16 protein-coding genes and 2 tRNA genes are annotated in these 22,803 nt (G+C 49.3%); 6 read left to right on the top strand and 12 right to left on the bottom strand.

The features are described from left to right. Nucleotides 1–383 precede the first annotated feature (383 nt). The 3 genes from gltB to AC6R0R_RS09335 are packed head-to-tail and all read left to right on the top strand — an operon-like array spanning nucleotide 384 to nucleotide 6,758. Nucleotides 384–4,847: a glutamate synthase large subunit gene (gene gltB, locus AC6R0R_RS09345; RefSeq protein ID WP_500626493.1), complete on the top strand. Its 4,464-nt coding sequence runs from the start codon at nucleotides 384–386 to the stop codon at nucleotides 4,845–4,847. A gap of 14 nt (nucleotides 4,848–4,861) precedes the next feature. Continuing rightward, nucleotides 4,862–6,274 carry an FAD-dependent oxidoreductase gene (locus AC6R0R_RS09340; protein ID WP_500626492.1) on the top strand — a complete coding sequence of 471 codons (1,413 nt, stop codon included), beginning with the start codon at nucleotides 4,862–4,864 and terminating at the stop codon, nucleotides 6,272–6,274. Between the two features lie 43 nt (nucleotides 6,275–6,317). After that, a complete protein-coding gene (locus AC6R0R_RS09335) occupies nucleotides 6,318–6,758 on the top strand; it encodes a DUF1499 domain-containing protein (RefSeq protein WP_500626491.1) in 441 nt (146 codons plus the stop codon). A gap of 77 nt (nucleotides 6,759–6,835) precedes the next feature. Here the strand turns inward: AC6R0R_RS09335 and truB are convergent, their stop codons facing one another. The 10 genes from truB to ubiT form a co-directional block, all read right to left on the bottom strand. Next, entirely contained in the window at nucleotides 6,836–7,780 is a 945-nt protein-coding gene (gene truB, locus AC6R0R_RS09330) for a tRNA pseudouridine(55) synthase TruB (protein WP_334554275.1), read from the bottom strand. After that, complete coding sequence (gene rbfA, locus AC6R0R_RS09325) at nucleotides 7,780–8,181, bottom strand: 30S ribosome-binding factor RbfA (protein WP_334554273.1); 402 nt, start codon at nucleotides 8,179–8,181, stop codon at nucleotides 7,780–7,782. The genes truB and rbfA overlap by 1 nt, the downstream gene beginning before the upstream one ends. 109 nt (nucleotides 8,182–8,290) lie before the next feature. Continuing rightward, nucleotides 8,291–11,002 (bottom strand): translation initiation factor IF-2, encoded by a 2,712-nt coding sequence (gene infB, locus AC6R0R_RS09320; RefSeq protein ID WP_500626490.1) that lies wholly within the window; start codon nucleotides 11,000–11,002, stop codon nucleotides 8,291–8,293. 22 nt (nucleotides 11,003–11,024) lie between these two features. Beyond that, on the bottom strand, nucleotides 11,025–12,512 hold the full coding sequence (gene nusA, locus AC6R0R_RS09315) for a transcription termination factor NusA (RefSeq protein WP_334554270.1): 1,488 nt from the start codon (nucleotides 12,510–12,512) through the stop codon (nucleotides 11,025–11,027). A 24-nt stretch (nucleotides 12,513–12,536) separates the two neighbouring features. Beyond that, entirely contained in the window at nucleotides 12,537–12,992 is a 456-nt protein-coding gene (gene rimP, locus AC6R0R_RS09310) for a ribosome maturation factor RimP (protein ID WP_500626489.1), read from the bottom strand. Between the two features lie 252 nt (nucleotides 12,993–13,244). After that, nucleotides 13,245–13,321: transfer RNA gene (locus tag AC6R0R_RS09305), tRNA-Met, on the bottom strand. A gap of 55 nt (nucleotides 13,322–13,376) precedes the next feature. Next, nucleotides 13,377–13,460, bottom strand: a tRNA-Leu gene (locus tag AC6R0R_RS09300). Nucleotides 13,461–13,487: 27 nt separating this feature from the next. Beyond that, on the bottom strand, nucleotides 13,488–13,820 hold the full coding sequence (gene secG, locus AC6R0R_RS09295; RefSeq protein WP_334554266.1) for a preprotein translocase subunit SecG: 333 nt from the start codon (nucleotides 13,818–13,820) through the stop codon (nucleotides 13,488–13,490). 215 nt (nucleotides 13,821–14,035) lie between these two features. Continuing rightward, nucleotides 14,036–14,539 carry a GNAT family N-acetyltransferase gene (locus AC6R0R_RS09290; protein WP_500626488.1) on the bottom strand — a complete coding sequence of 168 codons (504 nt, stop codon included), beginning with the start codon at nucleotides 14,537–14,539 and terminating at the stop codon, nucleotides 14,036–14,038. Further along, on the bottom strand, nucleotides 14,523–15,050 hold the full coding sequence (gene ubiT, locus AC6R0R_RS09285) for a ubiquinone anaerobic biosynthesis accessory factor UbiT (RefSeq protein WP_500626487.1): 528 nt from the start codon (nucleotides 15,048–15,050) through the stop codon (nucleotides 14,523–14,525). The genes AC6R0R_RS09290 and ubiT overlap by 17 nt, the downstream gene beginning before the upstream one ends. 199 nt (nucleotides 15,051–15,249) lie before the next feature. On the opposite strand from ubiT, the gene AC6R0R_RS09280 reads away from it, so the two are divergent. From AC6R0R_RS09280 to AC6R0R_RS09270, 3 genes are all read left to right on the top strand, one after another. Beyond that, a complete protein-coding gene (locus AC6R0R_RS09280; protein ID WP_500626486.1) occupies nucleotides 15,250–17,289 on the top strand; it encodes a sensor domain-containing protein in 2,040 nt (679 codons plus the stop codon). Between the two features lie 165 nt (nucleotides 17,290–17,454). Further along, complete coding sequence (gene ubiU / locus AC6R0R_RS09275; protein ID WP_500626485.1) at nucleotides 17,455–18,468, top strand: ubiquinone anaerobic biosynthesis protein UbiU; 1,014 nt, start codon at nucleotides 17,455–17,457, stop codon at nucleotides 18,466–18,468. 20 nt (nucleotides 18,469–18,488) lie between these two features. Continuing rightward, a complete protein-coding gene (locus AC6R0R_RS09270; protein WP_500626598.1) occupies nucleotides 18,489–19,370 on the top strand; it encodes a U32 family peptidase in 882 nt (293 codons plus the stop codon). A gap of 34 nt (nucleotides 19,371–19,404) precedes the next feature. Here AC6R0R_RS09270 and nlpI read toward each other — a convergent pair whose 3' ends face one another. Both nlpI and pnp read right to left on the bottom strand, forming a co-directional pair. Beyond that, a complete protein-coding gene (nlpI, locus tag AC6R0R_RS09265) occupies nucleotides 19,405–20,322 on the bottom strand; it encodes a lipoprotein NlpI (RefSeq protein ID WP_500626484.1) in 918 nt (305 codons plus the stop codon). A 129-nt stretch (nucleotides 20,323–20,451) separates the two neighbouring features. Continuing rightward, nucleotides 20,452–22,581, bottom strand: coding sequence for a polyribonucleotide nucleotidyltransferase (pnp, locus tag AC6R0R_RS09260; RefSeq protein ID WP_500626483.1), 2,130 nt, complete (start codon nucleotides 22,579–22,581; stop codon nucleotides 20,452–20,454). Nucleotides 22,582–22,803: the final 222 nt, after the last annotated feature.

Raw genomic sequence — 22,803 nt, 5'->3', positions numbered from 1 at the left:
TCCTTCCAAACCTATCCAGTTGACCAGCACATTGTGCTGGTCTTTTTTTATCCCTCACATTTTCATTGTTACAAAAATGTAACAACAAGAATTCTATCCCTCTGATTTGGCGCACTTTTTTCAGTCAATTACTTGGTAAATAGTCGCCTAGCGTGATCATTCACCAAAAACTTGACCTTTTTCATCATAAGCTATACGTTGTGAAGTCGATGAAAATGAATTCATCCAATTTTGTAAAATAATAAAAGATAATTTTGTGTATATTTATGCAAAATTTAACAATTTGAAAGCATAGTTAGTCATATTTACCAACCCTTTTTGAGTTCAAGCTGGATACGTTGGTAGTACTGTCTGGAAGACAGCGAAGCAAAGGGAGAATTGCAATGGCTCTATATGATCCTCGTCTTGAAAAAGACAACTGTGGATTTGGTTTAATTGCACACATGGAAGGTGAACCTAGCCACAAGCTAGTTCGTACCGCAATTTCAGCATTGGATCGCATGACCCACCGTGGTGGCATCGCCGCCGACGGAAAAACCGGCGATGGTTGTGGGTTGTTGTTGCAAAAACCCGATTCCTATCTGCGTCTGATCGCCAAAGAGAAAGGTTTCAATCTCGGTAAGCAATACGCCATCGGGATGATTTTTTTCAGCCCAGATCCTGTCAAAGCACAATCTGCAAAAGACATCATTAACAAAGAGTTAGCCAAAGAAACCTTATCAGTCGCTGGCTGGCGCGAAGTGCCAACCAACTCTGCGGTCCTTGGTCCCATCGCCTTAAACTCATTACCGAACATTCAACAGGTGTTTATTTCAGCACCGGCAGGGTGGCGTGAGCGCGACATTGAACGCCGCCTCTATATTGCACGCCGCCGCATCGAAAAACAGATTCACGATGACAGCGATTTTTACATTTGTAGCTTGTCGACTCAGGTCCTTGTCTACAAAGGTCTGTGTATGCCAGCAGACTTACCGCGCTTTTACCTCGACTTAGCGGATCTGCGCATGGAATCGGCTATCTGTTTGTTCCACCAGCGCTTTTCTACCAACACCCAACCTCGTTGGCCATTGGCGCAGCCGTTTAGATACCTGGCGCACAATGGTGAAATCAACACCATTGAAGGCAACCGCCAGTGGGCGCGCGCACGTGCGTACAAATTTGCCTCGCCGCTTCTTCCGGATTTGCAAACGGCGGCACCTTTTGTCAATGAAACCGGTTCAGACTCCTCGAGTCTAGACAATATGCTGGACTTGTTCCTTGCTGGTGGAATGGATATCTTCCGCGCGATGCGTATGCTCGTGCCGCCTGCATGGCAAAACCACCCAGATATGGATGCCGATCTGCGCGCATTCTATGACTTCAACTCCAAACACATGGAGCCTTGGGATGGCCCAGCAGGCATCGTTCTATCCGATGGACGCTACGCGGCGTGTAACTTAGACCGCAATGGTTTGCGCCCTGCCCGCTATGTGATCACTAAAGATAAGCTGATCACCCTCGCCTCTGAAGTCGGCATTTGGAACTACGCCCCAGATGAAGTGGCGAAAAAAGGTCGTGTCGGCCCCGGTGAGCTCTTGGTGATCGATACGCGCCAAGGCAAGTTGTGGCAATCGAGCGAGATAGACAACGATCTCAAGAGCCGTCACCCTTATCGCGAATGGATGGAGCACAACGTTCGCAAGCTGACGCCATTTGCTGAGTTATCAGACGATCAAGTCGGCCAACGCAGCTTCGATAACGATCTTTTAAAAACGTATCAAAAGCAGTTTGCGATGAGCAATGAAGAAGTCGATCAAGTGCTGCGCGTACTCGGCGATATGGGGCAAGAAGCCGTCGGCTCTATGGGTGATGACACGCCAATGGCAGTGCTGTCATCCAAAGAGCGCTTAGTGACCGATTACTTTAGACAGAAATTTGCTCAGGTGACCAACCCGCCTATCGACCCACTGCGCGAAAAGCACGTGATGTCATTGGCGACCAGTATCGGCCAAGAGATGAATGTCTTTTGTGAAACCGATGGTCACGCCCATCGAGTCACGTTTGGCTCTCCGGTTCTACTCTACTCAGACATGCAGCAGTTGCTTGGGCTTGATGATGACCACTACCGCAACACCATTTTAGACATCAACTACGATCCGACTCAGAAAGATCTCAAACAAGCGATTGATGATTTATGTGCACAGGCAGAGCAAGTCGTGCGTGAAGGAACGGTGTTAGTGGTGTTGTCAGACCGCGCGTTAGTCAAAGGCCGTTTGCCGATTCCTGCAGCCATGGCAGTGGGTGCGGTACAAACCCGTCTTATCAATGCCAACTTACGTTGTGATGCCAATATCATCGTCGAAACGGCGACTGCGCGCGACCCACACCAGTTCGCGGTACTACTCGGTTTCGGCGCCACTGCTGTCTACCCTTACCTGGCCTACGAAGCGCTAGGCAAACTCATTGATGACGGTGCGGTAGAGAAGAGCTACCGAGAAGTGATGCAGAATTACCAATACGGTATTGATAAAGGCCTGTATAAGATCATGTCCAAGATGGGCATTTCAACCGTGGCCTCTTATCGCTGCTCGCAGCTGTTTGAAGCGGTCGGCTTACACAAAGACGTGGTCGAATTGTGCTTTAAAGGCGTCACTACTCGTATTCAAGGGGCCAACTTTGACGACTTCCAACAAGACCTCTTTAATCTCTCACGCAAAGCGTGGGCGAAGCGTAAGTCTATCGACCACGGCGGGCTACTAAAATACGTACATGGTGGTGAATACCATGCCTACAACCCGGATGTCGTCGGCACATTGCAAAAAGCGGTGCGCTCTGGCGAGAGCCAAGATTACCAAAGCTACGCCAAGCAAGTAAACGAGCGCCCGGTTGCCATGCTGCGTGACTTGATGACGTTGAAAAAAGCCGAGACGCCTTTGCCACTTGAGCGCATTGAGCCAACAACGGAGCTATTCAAGCGCTTCGACTCTGCCGCCATGTCCATTGGCGCTCTAAGCCCCGAAGCGCACGAAGCGCTGGCTACGGCGATGAACCGACTAGGCGGCTACTCCAACTCTGGGGAAGGCGGTGAAGATCCTCGCCGTTTTGGTACCGAGAAAAACTCACGCATTAAGCAGGTTGCTTCAGGCCGTTTTGGCGTTACGCCCCACTACCTAACCAATGCTGATGTGTTGCAAATCAAAGTAGCGCAAGGTGCCAAGCCCGGAGAGGGTGGTCAGTTGCCCGGACACAAAGTGACGGCAGAAATTGCCAAACTGCGTTATTCCGTCCAAGGTGTGACCCTAATTTCACCTCCACCTCATCATGACATTTACTCCATCGAGGATTTGGCACAGCTGATTTTCGATTTGAAACAGGTCAATCCAAAGGCCTTGGTTTCCGTTAAGTTGGTCTCTGAGCCGGGAGTGGGCACTATCGCCACCGGTGTGGCAAAGGCTTACGCTGACCTTATCACAATCTCTGGCTACGACGGCGGAACCGCCGCCAGCCCACTCACCTCAGTGAAATACGCGGGCAGCCCATGGGAGCTCGGTCTAGCGGAAACCCAACAAGCGCTGGTCGCAAATGGTTTGCGTCATAAAATTCGCCTACAAGTCGACGGCGGTTTAAAAACCGGTCTCGATGTGGTCAAAGCGGCCATCCTCGGTGCGGAGAGTTTTGGTTTTGGTACTGCGCCTATGGTTGCGATGGGATGTAAATTCCTGCGTATCTGTCACTTAAACAACTGTGCTACGGGCGTCGCGACACAAGACGAAACCTTGCGTAATCAGTACTTCAAAGGCCTACCCGAACAGGTAATGAATTACTTCACCGGCCTTGCTGAGGAAGTGCGAGGCTTACTCGCCGAATTAGGCGTTGAAAAACTCACGGATCTGATTGGTCGCACCGATCTGCTGCAAGCGGTGGAAGGGATGACGGCGAAACAAGCAAAACTGGATCTATCGAATATCCTCGAAGCGCCGGTTTCTCCAGAAGGCCATCCGCTGTTTTGGACTGAGCCGAACGCGCCGTTTGACAAAGCGCACTTAAACCAACAGATGGTCGATGATGCGATGAGCGCAATCGAAGCGCAGCAGCCCGCAAGCTTCTTCTACAATGTCATCAATACCGATCGCTCAGTGGGCGCACGTCTGTCGGGCGAAATCGCCAAACGCTATGGCAACCAAGGCATGGCTGCCACACCCATCAAGATTTACCTTGATGGTACAGCGGGTCAATCATTTGGTGTCTGGAACGCTGGCGGCGTTGAACAAATCCTCACGGGTGATGCCAACGATTACGTGGGTAAAGGGATGGCAGGTGGCAAACTGGTCATCAAACCTCACTTGGGTACGGCCTTCAAATGCCATGAAGCGACCATCATAGGCAATACCTGCCTATATGGCGCGACAGGCGGCAAACTGTTTGCTGCAGGAACGGCGGGTGAGCGTTTTGCGGTGCGTAACTCAGGTACCATTGCCGTCATCGAAGGCGCGGGTGATAACGCTTGTGAATACATGACTGGTGGCATCGTCGCGATTCTTGGCGCGACAGGCGTCAACTTCGGCGCGGGTATGACGGGCGGTTTTGCTTATGTACTAGATAATAATCAAGACTTTGCAGGGCGAGTGAATAACGAGTCGGTAGAAGCGATTTCGTTGGCCGACCTCTATATCCACCAAGAGCATCTACGCGGCTTAATTGCCGAGCACTTGGAGGAAACCGGTTCGGCACACGCCGAGCATATCCTAGCGAACTTTGATGAATGGATTCCGAAGTTCTACCTAGTTAAACCTCAAGCAGCGGATCTGAATACCTTGCTTGGTCACCAAAGTCGTAGCGCTGCTGAACTTCGCGTTCAAGCACAATAAGTCATGGAGGATGTATGAGCCAGAACGTATACCAATTTATCGATGTCCAGCGTGTCGACCCGGCTAAAAAACCGATTAAGATCCGTAAGATAGAGTTTGTCGAGATTTATGAACCCTTTACCAAGCAGCAAGCGACTGCCCAAGCGGATCGCTGCTTAGATTGTGGTAACCCTTACTGTGAATGGAAATGTCCGGTTCACAACTACATTCCGCAATGGCTAAAGCTCGCCAATGAAGGGCGTATCCTTGAAGCCGTTGAGCTGTCTCACCAAACCAACAGCTTGCCCGAGGTATGTGGACGCGTCTGCCCGCAAGACCGTCTTTGTGAGGGCTCCTGTACCCTCAATGATGACTTTGGCGCGGTGACCATCGGCAATATTGAAAAATACATTACGGACAAAGCGTTCGAAATGGGCTGGAAGCCCGACATGTCTAAAGTCGAGTGGACGGATAAAAAAGTCGCCATCATAGGCGCGGGCCCTGCAGGTCTCGCAGCAGCCGATGTGTTAGTCAGAAATGGCGTGAAACCGGTCGTGTTTGATCGCTACCCAGAAATCGGCGGGCTGCTCACCTTTGGTATCCCTTCTTTTAAATTAGAAAAAGGGGTGATGGAAAACCGTCGTCGTATCTTTAGTGACATGGGTGTTGAGTTCCGTCTTAATGTCGAAGTCGGTAAAGACATTCAAATGAGTGAGCTGATTAACGACTACGATGCGGTCTTCTTAGGGGTGGGTACGTACAAAAATATGCGCGCTGGACTTGAGAATGAAGACGCGCCTGGCGTGTATGACGCGCTGCCGTTTTTGATTTCCAATACCTATAAAGTGATGGACCTTAAAGACGACAAACCGTTTATTGATATGGCCGGGAAAAATGTCGTCGTCCTCGGCGGGGGAGACACCGCGATGGACTGTGTACGCACCTCTATCCGCCAAGGTGCTGCAAACGTGATTTGTGCTTATCGCCGTGATGAAGAAAACATGCCCGGCTCAAGGCGCGAAGTGAAAAACGCTAAAGAAGAAGGGGTAGATTTTATGTTTAACCTTCAGCCTTTGGGGTTAGAAGTCAACGCAAGCGGTCAGGTCACTGGGGTCAAGGTGGTCAAAACGGCATTGGGTGAACCAGATGCTGCTGGGCGCCGCCGCCCAGAGCCGGTCGAAGGCAGCGAACACGTACTGGCCGCCGATGCAGTCATTATGGCGTTTGGTTTCCAACCGCACCAAATGAGCTGGTTAGAACCCTACGGTGTAGAGCTGGATCAGTGGGGCCGAATTAAAGCGGCATCTGAACAAACTTACCGTTACCAGACCAGTAACGAGAAGATTTTTGCTGGTGGTGATGCTGTGCGCGGCTCCGATCTTGTGGTCACGGCCATCGATGAAGGACGCAAAGCCGCAGAAGGTATCTTAGACTTTCTAGAAGTATAACCTTCTTAAAGTCCGTGAAGCGCCCTCTTAGTAAGGAGTACCAATGAAACCTCAATGGCAAACCCTAACCACTCTGCTGCTCGCGTCCATCGCTCTTGCGGGTTGCAGCCAAGGAGTGACGACAATGACAGACAGAAGCGCCGAGCCCTGTGGTGACAAACCTAATTGTGTCTCTACTCAGGATACGCGAGAGAAGTTTTCTCTCGCACCCTTTATTCTGACTAAAGAGGCCAACATCGATGCGATTGAGCGCGCCGCCCTGCAATTACCCGGCGCAAAAACTGCGGTCAGCGATGAAGGTTACTTACGTATTGAGTGCACCTCAAAAATCCTGCGTTTCGTCGATGACTTGGAGCTAAAAATGACCGACGGAGCGCTAATAGTGCGCTCAGAGTCGCGTGTGGGTTACTCTGATTTTGGCGTCAATCGCAAACGCGCAGAACAACTTCGTGACATCCTGAAAGCCGAAGGGCTCATAGAGTAACCAAGACGCTTAAAATAAAAAACCGAAGCGCTGATAGTGCTTCGGTTTTTTGTCGTTGAGAGAGGCTTATATCGGTATTAAACCGGGTCTCTGAATACGACGAGACGCTTTGGCGCAATCTTACCGTCGTCGTTCATTTCACCAACGCCGATAAAACACTTCTCTTCACCTTTCGTCAGGCGAACCGTACCCTCTGTCGGAGCGCCGAAAACTTGCACAGGCTGACCATGCATGACGAGATCGGCCAATTCAGGAATCAAGTTCACCTCAGGCAGATCTTCAACAGCGGTGTCCATCGGGAGCAACAGCGGGTCAAGTAACTCACGCGGCGCGCGCTCTTCACGATGCGCTTGTTCAAGAAGCTCATTAAGCTGCTCTAGCGTCACCATATTCTCGTACGGGTAGTTAGCGACCGCCGTGCGACGCAGCATGGTCACATGCGCGCCACAACCTAGCATTTCGCCAAGATCGTCTACGATAGTGCGGATGTAAGTGCCTTTCGAGCAGTGTATTTCCATCTCGACTTCATCGCCTTCGAAGCGGTGGAGGATAATCTCGTACACGGTGATCTTGCGCGCTTCGCGAGGAACTTCAATGCCTTGACGAGCATACTCATACAGCGGCTTACCCTGATATTTCAGGGCCGAGAACATTGACGGTACTTGGTCTGATTCCCCGCGGAACTTGTCGATACATGCTTCGAGCGTAGGGAGATCCACATTCACAGGACGCGTTTCGACCACTTCTCCATCTGAATCGGAGGTGTTGGTTCGCTCGCCCAGCTTGGCAATCACTCGGTATCGCTTGTCCGAATCGAGCAAGAACTGAGAAAACTTGGTCGCTTCGCCCAAACAAATCGGCAGCATGCCGGTTGCCAGAGGATCGAGCGCCCCGGTATGGCCTGCTTTCTCCGCAAAGTAGATGCGTTTGACCTTTTGCAGTGCGTCGTTGGATGAAATCCCTGTGGGTTTATCCAATAGGATCACACCATCAATAGGACGACCTTTACGACGACGTGCCATTAGTTCTCTTCCTCTTCATCACGACCTGCGTCGTGTTGTTTGCGTTTGTCTTGACTAATCACCTCACTGACGAGGTTAGACATGCGCATACCTTCAACTAAGGTGTTGTCGTAATGGAAGCGGATTTCTGGTGTCAGACGCAGACGAATACGCTTGCCCAACATCATACGGATGTGTACTTCGTGCTCACGCAGTGCTGCCAGACACGATTCTGGGGTTTGCTCGCCAACACACAGGAAGGTGACAAACACTTTGGCGTAGGCTAAATCACGTGACACTTCGACATCGGAAATGGTCACCATGCCCAGACGTGAGTCACGGACTTCACGCTGGAGGATCATCGCCAATTCTTTTTGTAACTGCTGCGCAACGCGCTGAGTACGGCTAAATTCTTTTGACATCTCTTTTCTCACGTTAGAAAGAATGGGGGGATGGTCAAGCCAGCCCCCCATGGTGTATTCAACAACCCATTGCTCTCGTCTTTCGACCTTTGAGAGTAATGTTAGTCAATTAGTCCAGTGTACGTTTGATTTCCACTGTTTCGAAGACTTCGATTTGGTCACCGACGCGAACATCATTGTAGTTCTTAACGCCGATACCACATTCGTAGCCGTTCTTAACTTCTTGAACGTCATCTTTAAAGCGACGTAGGGACTCAAGCTCACCTTCGTAGATAACAACGTTTTCGCGTAGTACGCGGATTGGGTTGTTACGCTTGATCACGCCTTCCGTGACCATACAACCAGCGATTGCGCCCAGTTTCGGTGACTTAAATACGTCACGTACTTCAGCAAGACCAATGATCTCTTGCTTGAATTCTGGAGCAAGCATACCGCCCATTGCTTGTTTCACTTCGTCAATCAATTGGTAAATGATTGAGTAGTAACGTAGGTCAACACTTGCCGCTTCAATCGCACGACGAGCTGATGCATCCGCACGTACGTTAAAGCCTAGGATGATAGCGTTAGACGCTTCAGCCAGTACTGCATCAGTCTCTGTGATACCACCCACACCAGAACCCACGATGTTCACTTTCACTTCGTCAGTAGAAAGTTTCAGTAGTGAGTCTGCAATTGCTTCAACCGAGCCCTGTACGTCCGCTTTTAGTACCACGTTCAGCTCAGCCACTTCACCTGCAGCCATGTTAGAGAACATGTTCTCAAGTTTGGATTTCTGCTGACGAGCCAGTTTCACTTCACGGAACTTACCAGCGCGGTAGTTAGCGACTTCACGTGCTTTACGCTCATCACGTACTACTGTTGCTTCATCACCTGATGCAGGAACACCAGATAGACCTAGAATCTCCACAGGGATAGATGGACCAGCTTCAGTAATCTCGTGACCTAGCTCGTCGCGCATTGCACGAACACGGCCGTATTCTTGACCACAAAGAACGATGTCGCCTTTATTTAGGGTACCTGACTGAACCAGTACTGTAGCCACTGGACCGCGACCTTTATCTAGACGCGATTCAACCACAACACCAGACGCCATGCCTTCTTTCACAGCTGTAAGTTCAAGAACTTCAGACTGAAGAAGGATCGCTTCTAGAAGACCGTCGATGTTGGTACCCTGTTTCGCAGAGATGTGAACGAACATGTTCTCGCCGCCCCACTCCTCAGGAATAACGTCGTACTGAGCAAGCTCATTCTTAACGTTATCTGGGTTCGCATCTTCTTTATCGATCTTGTTCACTGCAACGATTAGAGGCACTTCTGCCGCTTTCGCGTGCTGGATAGCCTCAACCGTTTGTGGCATTACGCCATCGTCTGCTGCAACCACAAGAACAACGATATCCGTCGCTTGAGCACCACGAGCACGCATTGCGGTAAACGCCGCGTGTCCAGGAGTATCAAGGAAGGTAATCATACCGTTTTCAGTTTCTACGTGGTAAGCACCGATGTGCTGGGTAATACCACCCGCTTCGCCTGAAGCCACGTGTGTACGACGGATGTAGTCAAGCGTCGATGTTTTACCGTGGTCAACGTGACCCATGATGGTCACAACTGGCGCACGAGGTGTCGCTTCAGCGTGGCTATCACGATCGTTTAGAACCGCTTCTTCAAGCTCATTCTCTTTACGCAACACGACCTTATGACCCATTTCTTCAGCGATCAATTGCGCTGTTTCTTGGTCAATCACTTGGTTGATGGTCGCCATTGCGCCCATCTTCATCATCGCTTTAATCACTTCTGTTGCTTTCACTGACATCTTGTTTGCCAGTTCAGAAACCACGATGGTTTCACCAATCACAACGTCTGCTTTTGCAACCGAAGCGGTCTTGTCGAACGCTTGTTGCATAGAAGAAGGCTTCGCTAGACGACCTTTCGCGCGGCCTTTACCACGTCCAGGGCGAGCGTTGCGTTCTTGATCATCGTTTTTGCTAGAGAGTTTCTTCTTCTTGCGACGACGACCCGCTTCTTCACGGCGATCTGCTTCATCTTCGGCTTCACGTGCGTAGGTTGAAGTCGTTACATGGTAATCTGTATTTTCCATATCACCCTTTTTCTTTTCAGCAGCAGACCAACGCTCTTTATTCTTCTCAGCCAATTCGCGAGCTTCTTCAAGCTGGCGCTGACTTTCCTCTTCAGCCTTACGCTTAGCTTCTTCTTCCTGACGACGTTTAAGCTCGTCGGCCTCTTTTCGCGCTGCTTCTTGCTTAGATTTCTCTTCAGCGCTACGTTCGTTCTGTTGTCCAGATTGACGTTTCGCCTTCTCGGTAGCGTCACGTTTGGCTTTCTCTTCTGCCTCACGTTTCGCTTTTTCTTCCGCTTCGCGTTTTGCTGCTTCTTCTGCTGCACGTTTTGCTGCTTCTTCGGCTTCACGTTTTGCTGCTTCTTCAGCTTCGCGTTTTGCCGCTTCTTCAGCTTCACGTTGAGCGGCTTCTTCAGCCTCACGTTTCGCTTCATCTTCAATTGTGCTCGCTTTCACGTAAGTACGTTTCTTACGAGTCACAACGTTGACTTCTTTGCTTTTGCCGCCACCCGCATTAACACTCAATGTGCTGCGAGTTTTACGTTGCAGGGTTAAGCGAGTTGGCTCAGCGTCACCATTGGTGTCGCCGTGCGCTTTTTTCAGGTGAGTCAGCAGTTTCTGTTTTTCATCTTCTGTGACTTGATCTGTGCTCGCTTTTTTCATTCCTGCGTCAGCAAGTTGCTCTAATAGGCGGTCTACTGGCGTACCAATTTCTTCACTTAGTGCTTTAACGGTAATTTGCGTCATGCCGCTCCTCCTTGCTGGGAAATTATGCTTCTTCGCCGAACCAACAGATGTTACGTGCTGCCATGATCAGCTCGCCCGCACGCTCTTCAGTTAGGCCTTCAATACCTTCTAGGTCATCAATACCCTGGTCAGCAAGATCTTCCAATGTGGAGACACCTTTTGCTGCCAGTTTAAATGCCATTTCGCGTTCTAGGCCTTCAAGACCTAGTAAATCTTCTGCAGGCTCTAGACCTTCAAACGATTCTTCTTGTGCTAGGGCGATCGTGGTCAATGCTTCTTTGGCACGGCTACGTAGCTCTTCAACAAGATCTTCATCCAAACCATCAACCTCTAGTAGCTCGTTTACGGGCACGTAAGCGATCTCTTCTAGAGTCGAGAAGCCTTCTTCAACAAGCAGTTGAGCAAAGTCTTCTTCAATATCTAGGTACTTCATAAAGTTTTCGATAGACGCTTGTGACTCTTCAGCGTGTTTCTTCTGAAGATCTTCAACCGTCATCACGTTCAGTTCCCAACCCGTTAGCTGAGAGGCGAGACGAACGTTTTGACCGTTACGGCCAATCGCCTGAGCTAGGTTGTCCGCTTCAACCGCGATGTCCATTGAGTGCGTATCTTCATCAACAATGATGGAAGCAACATCAGCCGGCGCCATAGCGTTGATCACGAACTGCGCTGGGTTATCATCCCAAAGCACGATATCAATACGCTCACCACCAAGTTCACCCGATACGGCTTGAACACGCGCACCGCGCATACCCACACAGGCACCGACAGGATCAATACGCTTATCGTTGGTCTTCACGGCAATTTTTGCACGAGAACCAGGATCACGCGCTGCGCCTTTCAATTCGATGATTTCTTCTGCGATTTCTGGCACTTCAACACGGAACAGTTCTGCCAACATTTCTGGCTTAGAACGTGTGATGAATAGCTGGAAGCCACGCGCTTCTGGCGCGACGCGGTACAGTAGGCCACGTACACGGTCACCAGGACGGAAGTTCTCACGTGGTAACTGGTCATCACGCAGAATAACCGCTTCCGCGTTGTTACCCAGATCAAGAATGATGGTGTCGCGGTTCACTTTCTTCACCACGCCAGTCACAAGCTCACCTTCGTTGTCGATGAACTGTTCAACGATCTGTGCGCGCTCTGCTTCGCGAACTTTCTGAACAATCACTTGCTTCGCAGTTTGCGTCGTAATACGGTCAAACGTCACCGACTCGATTTCGTCTTCTACGTAATCGCCAACTTGCAGCTCTGGATCTTCGAATTGCGCCGCTTCTAGTGAGATCTCTTTCGTTGGATGCTCAACCTCTTCCACCACTAACCAACGGCGGAAAGTATCAAACTCACCGGTTTTACGGTCGATAGCTACGCGAACCTCGATTTCGATTTCGTACTTTTTCTTAGTCGAGGTAGCGAGTGCGATTTCTAATGCTTCAAAAATACGCTCACGAGGTACCGCTTTTTCGTTCGATACCGCTTCTGCTACCGCTAAAATTTCTTTACTCATTTTAAATAGCCTCTAAGACTTCGCTTAAAATTTAGGGATCAGGTTAGCTTTTGAAATGTTGCTTAATGCAAACTCTTCATCGTTGCCATCCACAGTAATCGTCACTGTTTCACCTTCGACAGAGTGGATAACACCTTTCCACTTACGACGGTTACCGATAGCCATTTTCAAAACGATGCTGACCTCGTGACCAATAAATTGCTCATAATGTGCCGCTTTGAAAAGTGGTCTTTCTAAACCTGGTGAAGACACTTCTAGGTTGTAAGCCACTGTGATTGGATCCTCAACGTCCATCACCGCACTGACCTGACGACTCACTTCTGCACAGTCATCGACGGTAATGCCATTTTCATGGTCAATAAAAATACGCAACGTTGAGTGTTCGCCTGCGCGAATAAATTCTAATCCAACTAACTCATAACCTGATGCTGCTACAGGAGCTTCAAGCATTTCAGTAAGTTGTCTTTCTAAACCAGTCATTTAAACCACTCCAGAAACAAAAAAAGGGCTCAGAGCCCAATTTAAATTCCAAGCAAGCTCTGAACTTTTAAAAAGTTCAGATAACAAAAAACCCCGATATAGTCGGGGTTTTTTGTTGCTGGACCCTGATACGTTAAACGATGTATTTCATCATTTAACTCGCAGTGACTATTCGACATAATCAAGCCTGCGAAAACTTGCAACATCCTAATTTTCATCAGATAAGAACTGGTCAAATCTCAATATAGGAATTGGTTGCGGGGGCCGGATTTGAACCGACGACCTTCGGGTTATGAGCCCGACGAGCTACCAAGCTGCTCCACCCCGCGTCCGACTTGTCGAGCATTATACGCTCTCCAAGGTGTTTTACAAGTTTGTAAATAATGGTGCCGAGAGAGGGACTCGAACCCTCACACCAAAGGCACTAGCACCTCATGCTAGCGTGTCTACCAATTTCACCATCTCGGCATAAATCTTACTTAAGCGAGCTATCGCTTATTGAGGAATTTCGTCACCCGTTGTAGGTGCAGGAACTTCACTCACGTCACCAGCTTGAATCACTTGACCTTGTGTTGGGTCAACCCACTGAGACTCTGTCTTGTGTGTCGACATGTTGCCAAGCACTAGGCTGATAACAAAAAATACTGTTGCAAAAATTGCAGTCATTCGGGTTAGGAAATTTCCTGAGCCGCTTGCGCCAAACACTGTGTTTGATGCGCCTGCACCGAATGAGGCTCCCATATCTGCGCCTTTACCTTGTTGAATCAGCACGAGGCCGATTACACCAACCGCTGCCAACAGGTAAATCACAAGTAGAACGGTAAACATGCTTTCCACCTATGTTCCAAATTGTTGAGCCAGCGCCGTTCTAGGAGTCGTCCTGAACAAGGCTAGCGACCTCCTCGTTGAAGGCGGAGCAATACTAGCGAAACGACATAACGCTGACAAGTGGTATTTTTGAAAAAATTGGCTTTATCGTGTCGAACGCTTAAAAAAAGGACAAAACCAAGCTTTTCATGGATAAATCTTGTTCAAACCGCCACTTAGAGGGCGGTAAACTCCGGACTGTAGTCCACCAAGCCCTGTACACCTTGCACTTCACCTGCTGCTAACTCTATGACTTGGAACGCGCCAGCCGGCACATCCCAACGACAATGCAACTGATGCTTCTCCGCTGACTCGAAGCCAAAACGGCCATAATAGTTCGGATCGCCCAAGACCACACAGGCGGGATAACCAAACTCATGCAGTGACGCGAGCCCTTCTTCAACCAATTGTGCCGCGATCCCCTGATTGCGATACGCGTTCGCCACCGCTAAAGGCGCGAGCCCTTGCCAGTTTTTCTCTTCACCATTAACGGTTACTGGGCTAAACAACACATAACCGACGACGTCACCCTCATCGTTGCACGCGACCAAAGACAAAGTGCGATTGCCGTTTTCTCGCAGGCTCATCACCAAGTTGGCTTCAGCGTCAGTGTCAAAAGTGGTTTGGAGTAATTTTTCGACCGACAGAATATCAGCGGGCGCTTCAGTTCGAATAAGCATGGACAACCTCTTTGTTTAAGGTCTCAGATTGTACGCCTTTCTGAACAAAGTCGGCCAGTTGATTCATGCACATTTGCAAGGGTTTAGGTAAAAGCGTGAGATCAACACTGTCCATCAAGTTTTTGACTTCCAGACCAAGCTCGGTATCCCCCTCGATAGAAAGGCGGCGTTGGAAAAAGAGCGTATCTGGATCTTCTTTGCGACCTGCAATCAACACCAAATCATTGAGGTTGCCACTGAAGGTCACATCGGCGGTCATCGGAGTATCGGCAACCTGTAGCTGTTCATCTTGATAACTGATGAACCAGCAGAGATCGAGATCTTTGATCGCGACTTTAAGCCATTTGTCTTGCAAGAAGTCAAAATCGCCGTCTTCGAGGGCTTCTTTAAACACCGTGTTTAGTCCATCCAACAAGGCTCTTTTTTGAACAAAATGAGGCAAGAAGTGGATTGGAGATCGCAAAATTGATGCGGCATTACGAACTAGCTGAGTGCGAATCTTGTTAATCACGCTGATGATCCGTTAATTTGTCAAACACAACTCGCCATCATAGTGGATGTCACTGAGAGAAATCCTGTTATTTATCAAAAAACAGTCTTTATCCTTCTCTTCCTTGTCATCACGTCACAAAGGTCGTTATAGTTGTATTGACGTCTTAGTAAATATGCCGCTTACTAAGAAGAATCCTCGGAGAACTGGTACAAACTTGATGCTCTCGCAACAACTTCAGCATTGGTTTACAAAAATAACGGCGAAGAGTCCGTTTTTTTTTGCGATCTTAGATAACCAACATCACTATGCTTTGGTGAATGGGCGTTACTGCGACCTTTCTGGCCTCACGCCTGCGGAAATGGTCGGAATGTGCGACAGCGAAATTCTTGGTAAACAGTTCTACCAACAGCTCAAACCCTATTATGAGCGGGCGTTTAATGGCGAAACGTTAGAGGCAGAAATCACCCTTGATGACATCGACCTCGAAACCAGCGTTCATTTTAGTCTGACTCCCGTTGAGACTGAAGGCAAAGTCGAACACATCGTCTTTCATGCCATCGATACCTCTGAAAAACAAATTTTGGTTCGCTCTCTCGAAGAGTCAGAAGGTAAATTCAGCACCTTAACCACGATACTGCCAGATGGATTACTGCTGGTCGAAGATGACTGCATTCTGTCGGCCAATCCCGCAGCGCTGCGTCTACTCGGTTTTGAGATGATTCAAGAACTGCTGGGCGAAAGCTTCTCTCGCCTGTTTGTCGACGAGAAAACCAAGACCGTCTTTGCCAAATCGCTAGAAAACCAGATCGTCAAAGCGCCTTTGGTCTGTTTAACCGGGCCGCGCTGTGGTTTTGAGCGTAAAGTCCAGCTACACGCAGGCGCAACCAAACTGCTTGGTGGCAACACCCAAATAGTGCTGATTCAAGATGCCGAAGTGAGTAACAAAACACTCTCACCAACCAGTAAAGAGGATGCGCACCTCGACTCACTAACCGGTCTCTACAACCGCTTTGGGTTTACCAAGCGCCTTGAGCAACTGATTCACAACGAAACGCCGTTGATTATGCTCTATCTAGACATTGATAACTTTAAAAATATCAATGACTCACTGGGTCATCACATCGGTGACAAAGTGATCAAAGAAGTCTCATCAAGACTAAAACGTCTCTTGCCTCCCCAAGCGATTTTGGGGCATCTGGGCGGTGATGAATTTGGCCTTATTCTGCCCGAGCCAGAAAACAACCGCATGGCCGAGATGCTCTCTGAGCGTATTATCTCGCTGATTAACCAACCTTTTGATTTGCACCACTTTAGTAAGCGCTTAGCCTGCTCTATCGGCAGTGTTGCGTATCCAGGCGATGGCAACGACGCACGCATTTTGTTGCAAAATGCAGACACCGCGATGTACGAAGCGAAAGATCGCGGCCGAAATCGTTTGATCAAATTCAACGATCAAATGAACAAAGAAGCGCGGATGCGCCTTTGGCTCGAAATTGAGCTGCAAAAAGCGCTCCAGCAAAACGGGTTAGAGGTCTGGTATCAGCCGAAAGTGAACGCGCGCGATTTTAGTATCAATGGCGCCGAGGCACTGATCCGTTGGAAACATCCCGTTGAAGGCTACATCAGCCCTGGCGCCTTTATTCCGGTGGCCGAGCGCGCTGGATTGATTGAGCACCTTGGACGCGTGGTGATGCGTGATGTGTTCAATACGGTCAAACGCTGGAAGCTACAAGGCATTTTGCCGGGACGTGTCGCCATCAACTTGTCACCCGAGCAGTTTGGCAACCCTAAGCTTATCGACTACATGGAAAAGCTCTTGCGTACCACTGAGCTGGACCCTAACTGCATCACCTTTGAGTTGACTGAAAGCGCCGTTATGAGTGACAGCGAGCACACGCTACAGATGCTCAACGCGATCAAAAAGCTTGGTTTTTCCTTGTCGATTGATGACTTCGGTACCGGCTACTCGTCACTCTCTTATTTGGCACGCTTTCCGATTGATGAGCTCAAAATAGACCGTGCCTTTATCACCGACATCGACACGCTACCTAAGCAGATCACCGTCATCGAGAACATCATAAATCTCGGTAAATCGTTGAGCTTAACCGTGGTGGCCGAAGGGGTAGAAACCCAACAGCAAGCGACCTTGCTCTCTAATCTCAATTGTCATGCGATTCAGGGTTTCCACTTTCATCGCCCTCAACCGAAACAGGACATTGAAGAGCTGTTCGCGCAAAACCGCCGTCACAAGAACTAACCCTGCGGTATTTTTTACCACTAAGTGATTATTTTCAGAGCGAATTCGCTCAAACCTGCCTCACATCAAATTTGCTATTCATAAACCTTCATAAAATGCCCAGCATACTTTGACACCTCTTCGCCCACGCCTTGGACGTGGCGGATTAAGAACGGGTAATGTGCAATGGAACTCCTATGCCCAGCAGGCAATCTTCCTGCTTTAAAAACCGCGATTGATTGCGGTGCTGACGCGGTCTACATCGGCTTTAAAGATGACACCAATGCGCGTCACTTCGCAGGCCTCAACTTTCAAGGTAAGAAGCTCGACAAAGCGGTCGACTACGTTCATGACCACAACAAAAAAATTCATATTGCGTTGAATACCTTTGCTCATCCGAATGGGTTTGAACGCTGGACCAACGCCGTCGATCGTGCAGCCGATTTAGGCGTGGACGCCTTGATCGTCGCAGACATTGCGGTGCTCGATTACGCCGCCAATAAATACCCAGATCTTGAGCTACACTTGTCGGTCCAAGCTTCAGCCACCAATGTCGCCGCAATCGAATTCTACCAACAGAACTTCAACGTCAAACGTGTCGTGCTGCCTCGTGTTCTCTCAATTCATCAGGTAAAACAGCTGTCTCGCAACATCACCTCAGATGTCGAACTGGAAGTGTTTGCCTTTGGCAGTTTGTGCATCATGTCGGAAGGTCGTTGCTACCTCTCCTCATACATGACAGGAGAGTCCCCCAACACCGTTGGCGCCTGCTCACCCGCGAAATACGTCCGCTGGCAAGAGACCGAGCAAGGATTGGAATCACGCCTCAATGATATCCTGATTGATCGCTATCAAGCGGGCGAAAACGCTGGCTACCCTACCCTGTGCAAAGGGCGTTTTGACGCAGAGATCGCAGGAGAACACAAGCGCTATCACGCCCTTGAAGAGCCGACCAGCTTGAATACTTTGTCTATGCTACCTGAGCTGTTTGCGGCAAATGTGGCTTCGGTCAAAATTGAAGGACGCCAGCGCAGCCCGGCGTACGTCGAGCAAGTCACGCGAACATGGCGCGCTGCTATTGACCGCTACCAATCCGCGCCAGAGCAGTATCAGGTGGAACCGCAGTGGGATGCAGCCCTTGCGAACGTTTCCGAAGGGACACAAACCACACTGGGTGCATACCACCGTAAATGGCAGTAGAGACTGATATGGAAAACACGATGAAATACGCCCTTGGTCCCTTACTCTACTTCTGGCCAAAGCAGAACGTTGAAGACTTTTATCAACAAGCGAAGCAGAGCGATGCGGATATTCTCTACTTAGGCGAAAGCGTCTGCTCTAAACGACGTGAGATGAAACCTAGCCACTGGTTTGACTTGGCGCAAGAGCTGAGCCAAGCAGGTAAACAGGTGGTGCTCTCCACCATGGCACTTCTAGAAGCGCCGAGTGAAGTCAACGTGATGAAAAAGTACATCGACAATGGTGACTTCGCTATTGAAGCGAACGATGTCTCCGCGATTCAGCTCGCCTCACAACACAAAGTGCCTTTTGTGGTCGGCCCTGCGGTCAATACCTACAACGCCCACACGTTAAAGCTGTTTCTTAAACAGGGGATGATACGCTGGTGCATGCCCGTTGAGCTCTCGCGAGAGTGGCTCTCAAACACCTTATCGCAATGTGAGGATCTAGGCATTCGCGGCCAATTTGATGTTGAAGTGTTCAGCCACGGTTACCTGCCTTTGGCCTATTCAGCGCGCTGTTTTACCGCGCGTGCGGAAAACCGCGCCAAGGATGACTGCGAAACCTGCTGCATCAAATACCCGACGGGTCTCAAGGTACGCAGCCAGGAGGGGCAAGAGGTCTTCAATCTTAATGGCATTCAAACGCAATCCGGTTATTGCTATAACTTGGTCAATGACTTGCCGAGCATGCAAGGCTTGGTCGATGTGGTGCGCTTAAGCCCACTCGGATTGGAGACCTTTTCACACGTCAGCGAGTTTAAAGCCAATGAACAAGGTCAAAAACCTCAGATGTTGCACGATCGCCAATGCAATGGCTACTGGCATCAAATTGCTGGGCTTAAAGTGAAAACTCTAGACTAACGAAGAAGGCCATCGCATTGCGATGGCCTTGTCATTATTGCGTTGCCTCTATGGCTTGCTGCTTCGCTTTGGCGAGCTGTTCCGCTTTCACTTGGTTATAAATCCGGCTCAGCTCCAAGAAAGAGTAGCGGTGCTCGACATACTCATACACATTGAAGGAGATCGCGAGCTTATATAAAGAGATTGCACTAGCGAAATCCCCTTCGCTTTGATAGCGCTTGCCTAGGTAGAAATACGCTTCAGTGAGACGCTGAGCCAGCAACGTGTTATCACGGGTTCCCGCTAAGATCGCTTTAAACGCTTGCTGCTCCGACACTTCACCTAACGTGATCGCCACCAGCACCCATCCCCACTGCTCATCTCGGTCATGATAACGCTCAAGCAAGGTAGCGCGGGCTTGCTCTGGTGCACGCTCCGCTTCAATGATGTAGAGCCACAGCGCGCGAAACGGATCGCTCGGATCCTCGGCAAAATGCTTGTTCATGTCTTCAAGCGCAAGATCAAGTCGATCGCCATAGTACAAGGCAATAGCTCGATTGCGCGCCGCATAAGAGTTCTCAGGATCGAGCTCTAACGTCGAATCGAACGCATCGTACGCTGCGTCGAATTCACCAATTTGGGTAAAGTAGACACCAAGCAGGTTAAACAGATCGGGCTGCGCGGGATTCAGTGACAAAGACTGATTGAAATCGAGTCGAGCTAAGTCACGCAGACCAACACTGTCATAGTAGTTTCCACGCTCGTAAAGCATCTTCGCCCGCACATCATCATTCAGATCCGTACGTTGCAGTAACTGACTCAAACGCGCTATTTGCACTTCCTGTTGAACACTGGCTTGCAGAGGGACAGCCATGGGAGGGTAGAGCCACTCCGCATTTTGGTGAGACTGAGTGGCACAGCCTGCGGTAATGAGAAGGGTCAGGCCTAGAGTTGCGGTTTGAAACCATTTCACAAATAGATACTCCTGTAGCTAAGCGAGGCTTAGCGAAATCCCTGAAAATAATAAAGGGAGCGTAATGCTCCCTTTATAACATGCTTTTAGAGTAATAATCTAATTTACCCCCTTAGGAGGCAAACGCGATTATGCGTCAGACGCTGGCTTCTCTTCTGCCGCTTCTTCCGCTTTCTCTACCGCTTCTTTCATGCTTAGACGAACGCGGCCTTGACGGTCAATCTCAAGCACTTTCACTTGAACTTCTTGACCTTCTGCAAGGTAGTCAGACACTTTCTCTACACGCTTGTCAGCAATTTGAGAGATGTGTACTAGACCATCTTTACCTGGAAGGATTGTTACAAATGCACCAAAGTCAGCTAGACGAGCCACTTTACCCGTGTAGATGCGACCAACTTCAACTTCAGCCGTGATCTCTTCGATGCGGCGGATAGCTTCTTTCGCTGCCGCGCCTTCCGTTGCTGCAATCTTGATAGTACCGTCGTCTTCGATTTCGATAGTTGTACCTGTCTCTTCAGTTAGAGCACGGATAACTGCACCACCTTTACCGATCACGTCTTTGATCTTCTCTGCGCTGATCTTCATGGTGTGAATGCGAGGAGCGAATTCAGAGATGTCTTCACGAGCACCAGAGATAGCTTCATCCATTACAGATAGGATGTGCTTACGTGCACCTTGAGCTTGGTTAAGCGCAATTTGCATGATCTCTTTAGTGATACCTTCGATCTTGATGTCCATTTGAAGTGCAGTGATACCCGTGTTAGTACCCGCTACTTTAAAATCCATGTCACCTAGGTGGTCTTCGTCACCAAGGATGTCAGAAAGAACAACAAAGTCGTCGCCTTCTTTAACAAGACCCATTGCGATACCCGCAACAGAAGACTTGATTGGTACACCTGCGTCCATAAGAGCAAGAGAAGTACCACATACCGAAGCCATTGAAGAAGAACCGTTAGATTCCGTGATTTCCGATACCACACGTACTGTGTATGGGAATTCATCAACAGAAGGCATAACAGCTGCAATACCGCGTTTAGCCAGTTTACCGTGGCCGATTTCACGACGCTTAGGAGAACCTACAAAACCCGTTTCACCAACACAGTATGGAGGGAAGTTGTAGTGTAGTAGGAAGTGATCTTTACGCTCACCGGTTAGCTCGTCGATGATTTGAGCATCACGCTGCGTACCTAGCGTCGCCGTTACTAGAGCCTGAGTTTCACCACGAGTGAATAGTGCGCTGCCGTGAGTACGTGGAAGCACACCAGTACGTACGTCTAGCGCACGAACCATATCTTTTTCACGGCCGTCGATACGTGGGTTGCCCGCGATGATGCTGCGGCGAACCACTGTCTTCTCTAGATCGTGGAAGATAGTGTGGATTTCTTTCGTGTTTGCTTCTGGATCTTCAGCAAGCAGCACTTCGTTCACTTCACCTGCGATAGCGTGGATACGGTCGTAACGCGCCATCTTCTCAGTGATTTGGTATGCTTCAACCAATTTCGCTTCAGCCAGTTCTGCGATACGGTTTTTAAGCGCTGTGTTCTCTTCTGGTGCAACCCAATCCCAAGCTGGTGTTGCCACTTCAGCTTTGAATTCGTTAATTGCAGAGATCACGGCTTGCTGTTGATCGTGACCAAACACAACCGCTGCTAGCATCTCTTCTTCAGTTAGGTTATCCGCTTCTGATTCAACCATCAGTACCGCAGATTCCGTACCCGCAACCACTAGGTCTAGCTTAGACGTTTCTAGTTCAGTGTTGCTTGGGTTAAGAACAAGTTGACCGTCGATGTGACCAACACGCGCTGCACCGATAGGACCGTTGAACGGAATACCAGAGATAGCAAGTGCTGCAGACGTACCAATCATTGTTGGGATGTCTGGTTGAACGTCTGGGTTCACAGATACTACTGTTGCAATCACTTGTACTTCGTTTTTGAATGCATCTGGGAATAGAGGACGGATTGGACGGTCGATCAGACGAGCCGTCAGTGTTTCGCCTTCAGAAGGACGACCTTCACGCTTGAAGAATCCACCTGGGATTTTACCCGCAGCGTAGGTACGCTCTTGGTAGTTTACTGTTAGAGGGAAGAAGTCTTGACCTTCAACCGCTTCTTTTTTACCTACGACAGAAACGAATACCGCGGTATCGTCCATAGTGACCATAACGGCAGCCGTAGCTTGACGTGCAATAACGCCAGTTTCTAGAGTAACTGTGTGGTTACCGTACTGGAACGTTTTAACAACTGGTTTTTCGAACATTGTTATTCCTTGTGTCTAGGTTCACGCCGTGATGCGAAACCTAAAAAGAGTGGATTAAGACTCAAGGCATTACGAATTAAACAGTCTAGAGTTTAGTTTCTAACTCCCAACCTAAGGGCTAAGTTATCGGTGAGAAGCTGGAAACTAAATTCTATGACTGGCCCAAATGGCAATTGTAATGCAATGAGCTAATTGAAAATCCTAATCAGGATTTGCCGCCCG

The sequence above is a fragment of the Vibrio sp. R12-SW3-ISO1 genome (assembly GCF_059834005.1).
Note: the sequence above shows the minus strand (reverse complement) of the source record. Positions and strands in the feature narration are given on the sequence as shown.